Annotated in this window: 5 protein-coding genes; 3 read left to right on the plus strand and 2 right to left on the minus strand. The window is 69.6% G+C overall.

Features of this window, described 5'->3' with window-relative positions; translation table 11 throughout:
- Nucleotides 1-325: YsnF/AvaK domain-containing protein (locus tag AB0M59_RS48830; protein WP_364629658.1), on the plus strand; the 325-nt coding region annotated here is incomplete at its 5' end.
- Nucleotides 326-369: 44 nt separating this feature from the next.
- Here the strand turns inward: AB0M59_RS48830 and AB0M59_RS48835 are convergent.
- Together AB0M59_RS48835 and AB0M59_RS48840 are read right to left on the minus strand one after the other, a co-directional pair.
- Nucleotides 370-2,259, minus strand: coding sequence for an acyl-CoA dehydrogenase (locus AB0M59_RS48835; protein WP_364629661.1), 1,890 nt, complete (start codon nt 2,257-2,259; stop codon nt 370-372).
- 80 nt (nt 2,260-2,339) lie between these two features.
- Nucleotides 2,340-3,710, minus strand: a complete 1,371-nt coding sequence (locus tag AB0M59_RS48840; protein ID WP_364629664.1) for a glycoside hydrolase family 28 protein — start codon at nt 3,708-3,710, stop codon at nt 2,340-2,342.
- A 172-nt stretch (nt 3,711-3,882) separates the two neighbouring features.
- Between AB0M59_RS48840 and AB0M59_RS48845 the strand changes: the two genes are divergently transcribed.
- Together AB0M59_RS48845 and AB0M59_RS48850 are read left to right on the plus strand one after the other, a co-directional pair.
- Entirely contained in the window at nt 3,883-5,019 is a 1,137-nt protein-coding gene (locus AB0M59_RS48845) for a DUF6745 domain-containing protein (RefSeq protein WP_364629667.1), read from the plus strand.
- 19 nt (nt 5,020-5,038) lie between these two features.
- Nucleotides 5,039-5,482 carry a hypothetical protein gene (locus tag AB0M59_RS48850; RefSeq protein WP_364629670.1) on the plus strand — a complete coding sequence of 148 codons (444 nt, stop codon included), beginning with the start codon at nt 5,039-5,041 and terminating at the stop codon, nt 5,480-5,482.
- Nucleotides 5,483-5,566: the final 84 nt, after the last annotated feature.

The following is a 5,566-nucleotide window of genomic DNA, read 5'->3' on the forward strand; positions in this document are numbered from 1 at the left end:
CGGCACCGAGCAGGTCGAGACCGGGCACGTGCGGCTGCGCAAGTACGTCGTCACCGAAGAGCAGCAGGTCACCGTCCCCGTCCGGCACGAAGAGGTGCGCATCGAGCGCGAGCCGATCAAGGACGGCCAGGGCGGGGCCGACATCGGCGAGGCCGAGCAGGACGTCGTCCTCCACGCCGAGAAGCCCGTGGTGCGCAAGGAAAGCGTGCCGGTCGAGCGGGCGCGCCTGCGGACCGAGACGGTCACCGACGAACAGACCGTCTCGGGCAAGGTCCGCAAGGAGCAGTTCGAAGTGACCGACGACGACGGCAAGCACCGCAAGTAGGACCCCCGGTGGGTGGCCGGCCCCCGACGCCGGCCACCCACCGGTCAGGACCGCAGCATCGGCGCCGCGAGGAACTGCTCCGGGATCGCGAACGCGTCCACCAGCGTCCGCGCGTGGGGCCGCAGCTGGGCGCAGAGGCCGTTCACCGCCGCGGTGACGGCCTTTCCGCGCGACGCCGTCAGGCGGCCGTGGCCCAGGAACCAGGCCAGGTCCTCTTCGATCGCCGACAGCGCGTACAGATCGCAGAGGCGGTCGAGTAGCGTGCGGGCGTCCGGGTCTTCACACCGCGCGATGGCCGCCGCGAACGCCTCCAGCACCAGCCGCTCCACGTGGACGCGGCCCGCGCGCAGCACGTGGTCCTGGGCCGAGTTGAACACCCCGAACGGGTCCGAAGCCGCCTTGCGCAAGCGCTTCGCCACCCCCTCGACGACGTGCTCCTCGCGGTCCTCGAACAGCCTCAGCTGCCACTCGCGGCGGAAGAAGACGTCCGCGTCGGACCCCTCGGTGAGCGACTCGAGCGCCTTGCGCACGGACGTCCGCTCCAGGATCGCGCTCACCACCTGGTCGGTGACGAACCGGGCCGTGGCGAGCGGCGACAGGTCCTCGAAGTCCTGCTTGTAGCTGGTCAGCAGGCCTTTCGCGACGAGTTGCAGCAGCACGGTGTTGTCGCCTTCGAACGTCGTGAAGACGTCGGTGTCGGCCTTCAGGCCCGGCAGGATGTTCTCCGCGAGGTACCCCGAGCCGCCGCACGCCTCGCGCGCCGCCTGGATCGTCGCCGTCGCGTGCCACGTGTTGAGCGCCTTCAGCCCGGCCGCGCGCGACTCCAGCTCGCGCTGCTCCTCCTCGGGCGCCGACGAGTCGATGTCGTGCAGCTTCGAGACCAGCTCTTCCTGCGCGAAGGACAGCGCGTACGTCTTCGCCAGCGCCGGCAGCAGCTTCCGCTGGTGCCCGAGGTAGTCGAGGATGACGACCTCCTCGCCCTCCGGCGTCATGAACTGGCGGCGCTGCTCGCCGTAGCGGATCGCCAGGGCCAGACCGCGTTTCGTCGCGCTCCCCGCGCTTCCGCCGACGCTCACCCGGCCGCGGATCAGCGTGCCCAGCATCGTGAAGAACCGGCGGCTGTCGCTCTCGATCGGGCTCGAATACGTCCCGTCCTCGGCCACGTCGCCGAAGCGGTTCAGCAGGGCCTCGCGCGGGATCCGGACGTTGTCGAAGCTCAACCGTCCGTTGTCGACGCCGTTCAGGCCCGCCTTCGGGCCGCAGTCCTCGATGGACACTCCCGGCATCGGCGCGCCGTCGACGTCCCGGATCGGCACCAGGAAAGCGTGCACACCGCGGGATTCGCCGCCCGTGACGAGCTGGGCGAACACCGCCGCCATCCGGCCGTCGCGGGCCGCGTTGCCGATGTACTCCTTGGTGGCCATGGCGTCCGGCGTGTGCACGACGAACCCGCCGTCCACAAAGGTCGCCGTCGTGCGCAGGTGCTGGACGTCGGAGCCGTGGCCGTGCTCGGTCATCGCGAAGCACCCGAGCAGATCCAGGTTCATGATCGAGCGCAGGTACCGCTCGTGGTGACGCTCGGTCCCGAGCAGCTGGACGGCGCCGCCGAACAGTCCCCATTGGACGCCGGCCTTCACCATCAGCGACAGGTCGCCGTAGCCGAGCAGCTCGAACGACGTCACCGAGCCGCCGACGTCGCCACCGCCGCCGTACGCCGGGTCGAAGCCGAGGCCGGGGCGGTCGGTCGCGGCGAGCGCGCGCAGCTGGTCGAGCACCTGGGCCCGGTGTGCCTCGATGTCGAGGTTCACCGGATCCCGGAACTCCGTGTCGCTCATCTCCGCGCGGACCCCGCGGCGCAGCTCGGCCCAGCGGCCGTCGAGGACGGTGGTCAGCACGTCCGGATCCACCTTCGAGGGCACTTCGGGGACGTCCACGGCTACCTCCGGAAAGGACTGACGGCAGGCTTCCTACTCGTTGGTAGTAAGACTGCCGCAGCCGCGCCGTTCCCGCAGGGTCAGATCGGCTTGCCGTTGACCGTCACGTTCGTGAACCGGGCGCTGTCCACGTACCTCAGCGTGTTCGAGGTGTCGGAGACGCCCTCAAACGTGGAGTTCGCCACGGCGAAGCCGTGCACGTGGGCGTTGGAAAGCCCGCTGACGTCGAAGGTCTTGCCCGCGATCTTCGTGCTCGCGCAGTTGCTGATCGTGAACGGCCCGAACGACGGGACGTAACCGCCGGTCTGGCTGTTATACGTGGACGTCACGAACACGAAGTTCCGCGCGAAGGTGCCGGAGACACTGTCGAGGTTGATGTTCTCCGTGAACCCGCCACGCAGCGTGTTCGACTTCACGTACAGCGCGAACTTCGTTTCACCCCGCACGGTGAGCCGGTACGCGTAGACGTTGCGGATCCCGCCGGTCTGCTCGCTGCCGCAGGTGATCGCGCCCCAGTTGCCGTTCATCACGCAGTTCACGACGACGAGGTTCTGGCACGGCACGTTCACGCGGCGCCCGTCGGCGTCACGGCCGGACTTGATCGCGATGTTGTCGTCGTGCGCGCCGAGGGTGCAGTTCGCGATGACGACGTGGTCGCACGACTCGGGGTCGCAGCCGTCGGTGTTGGAGTGCGCGGTGCTGGGATCGGTGCTGACGCCGTCGACCGTGACGTTGCGGCACAGGGTCGGGTGCAGCTGCCAGAACATCGAGTTCTTCAGTGTGACGCCCTGGATCAGCACGTTTTCGCAGGCGTACGGCTCGACGAACGTCGATCGCATCGTGTGCCCCGAGCCGGGCACGACGCGTTTCTCCGGCGGGGTTCCCTTGGCCACCAACGTTTCCAGGTACGCGCGGTCACTGCCCTTGTTCCACGACGACGTCGCCGCCGCGTCGAGCGTGCCGCTGCCGGTGAGGCCGATGTTCTTTTCCCGGTACGCGTAGATCATCGGCGAATGGTTGACGCACTCGATCCCTTCGTAGCGCGTCAGGACGTTCGGGAACTTCGACGCGTCACCGCCGAACTTGAGCACCGCGCCCTTTTCCAGGTGCAGATCGACGTTGCTCTTCAAATAGACAGCGCCGGTGAGGAAGCTGCCCGCCGGCACGATCACGTGGCCGCCGCCGGCCGCGGCGCAGGCTTCGATCGCCTTCTTGATCGCCGCGGTGTTGTCGGTCTTGCCGTCGTTCTTCGCGCCGTAACCGGTGATCGGGAAGCTCCGGTCCGGGAACGCCGGGATCGTGGTGTTCGCGACGATGTCGTTCGCCGCCGGCCACGGGAGCGCGGGAACGTCGACGCGGTACCGGTGCGAGGCCGGCGAAGGGATACCGGGCACCAGCGAAACCGCCAGCGTGCCCTTGATCAGCTGCCGACGGGTGAACCTGCCGTCCATGGACGCCTTCCTTCGATGAAAGACCCTGTGCGACGGCGGAACCACGGCACGGACCGTGGGCACGACGAACTCTAAGCGCGAACACGGCTTCAGGTCCAGGCTTGCGCGAGCGGCGAAAATGCTGTCATGATCGGAGCATGTCGATTCGAAAGGGCGTGCGCGCCCTCGCGCGTTGAGCACCTCGCGGCGGCCCGGCCGTCGCTTTCCCGGCCCCGAACTGTGGTCACGGGCCCTCGAAATCCGGAACTCCTGGCTGAGCCACGCGCTGAGCACCGAGCCGGCTGATCGTCCGGCCGCGGAAGCGGCCATCACCCGCCTTTACGAACTGGCCGGCGCGTCGCCGCCGACGTTCTCGTGGGTGAGTTCCCCGGCCGCCGCGGTCGCCGTGATGACGCCCACGCAAGCGCTTTCCCTGAGCGGCGACCTGCCGGTCGAAGCGCGCCTGGCGACGCTGGTGACGTCGTTGCGCGAGCGGCTCGACCGGCGGATCGGCGTCTGGCGCGACCGGCGACGGCCCCGGGACCGGCCACCACCGGACCCGCTGGGCTTTCCCATGCGGGCGTTGCTGAACAACGGCCTGGGGCCCGCGCTGCACCGGTCGATCCGGGACTCCGTCGCCGGCGCCGTGCGGGGTGAGCTCACGACGGGCGCCGGACTGTACTGGGGAGGGCAGCACGAGACCCATTGGATCGCGCTGTACGACCTGCACCGGCAAGTCGACGGCGTGCGGTTCGACCCCGCCGACACCGGTGAACTGGATCTCTGGGCCACGCTCGCGCGGTCGTGCGGCTGGTGGTGGCCGAGGGAGGGCGTCTGCGTCATCGCCGAACGGCCGCTCGTCGTGCGCACCGAACGGGTCGACGATTCGTACGGCCTGATCCGGCTGCACCACGGGACCGGCCCCGCGATGGCGTTCCCCGACGGCTGGACCGTGCACGCGTGGCACGGGACGCGGGTGCCGTCCTGGGTGATCGACGCGCCGGCGGCCGACCGGATCATGGCGGAACGCAACGTCGAGGTGCGCCGGTGCGCGCTGGAGCACCTCGGCTGGCCGGCGTTCGTGGCGGACGCGGGGCTCGAGTTGCTCGACCGCGTCGGCGACCCGGGCAACCCCGGGTGCGAACTCCGGCTCTACGACGGCGCGACGACCCGGTTGTTGCTGGTGGTCAACGGCTCCGTCGAACGCGATGGCACGCGCCGGCACTACGGGCTGCGCGTGCCCGCCGAAATCGACCATCCCCTCGACGCCGCCGGCTGGACGTACGGGCTCTCCGGAGCCCAGTACGCGCAGCTGCGGCGCCGGACCTGAACTCCTTGAGGTGATTCGCATGTATTTGGCGGAACTGCTCGACCAAACCGGGCTGGACGTCCTCGCCCACCTCGACCGGCAGGTCGACGTCCCGGTGATCGACGGGCTCCAGGCCCAGGGCGACCTGATCGTGGTGCCGTCGGCGATGGCCGGCACGGCTCAGCCCCGCGGCGGCTGGCACGCCCTGCCCGCCGAGGGCGCCGAACTCGTGCGGGGCGGCGACGGGACCAATCCGCACACGCTGGTCGGCTCGTGCGAGCTGACGACGTGGGTCGTGGACCCCGAGGGTCTCGCGGTCGCGGCGATCGACAACACGGCGCCGGTGTACCTGGTGCACCCGGAGCACGGGGCGACGGGCATCGCACCGGGGCGCTGGCTCGTGCGGCGGCAGCGGGAGGCCGGCGGCTTCCGGCGGGCCGGGACGGGCTTTTACCAGGGTGGGCCGGTGTTGATCGCCGACTGACGAGGTCGTGAGTGAGAAACAGTGTTAGAACACTGTTTCTCCGGCCTACCCGGACAAGTTCTTCTTCGAGTCCGAGTCGTCGTC

Source organism: Amycolatopsis sp. NPDC051371 (genome assembly GCF_040682155.1).
Classification (GTDB): Bacteria; Actinomycetota; Actinomycetes; order Mycobacteriales; family Pseudonocardiaceae; genus Amycolatopsis.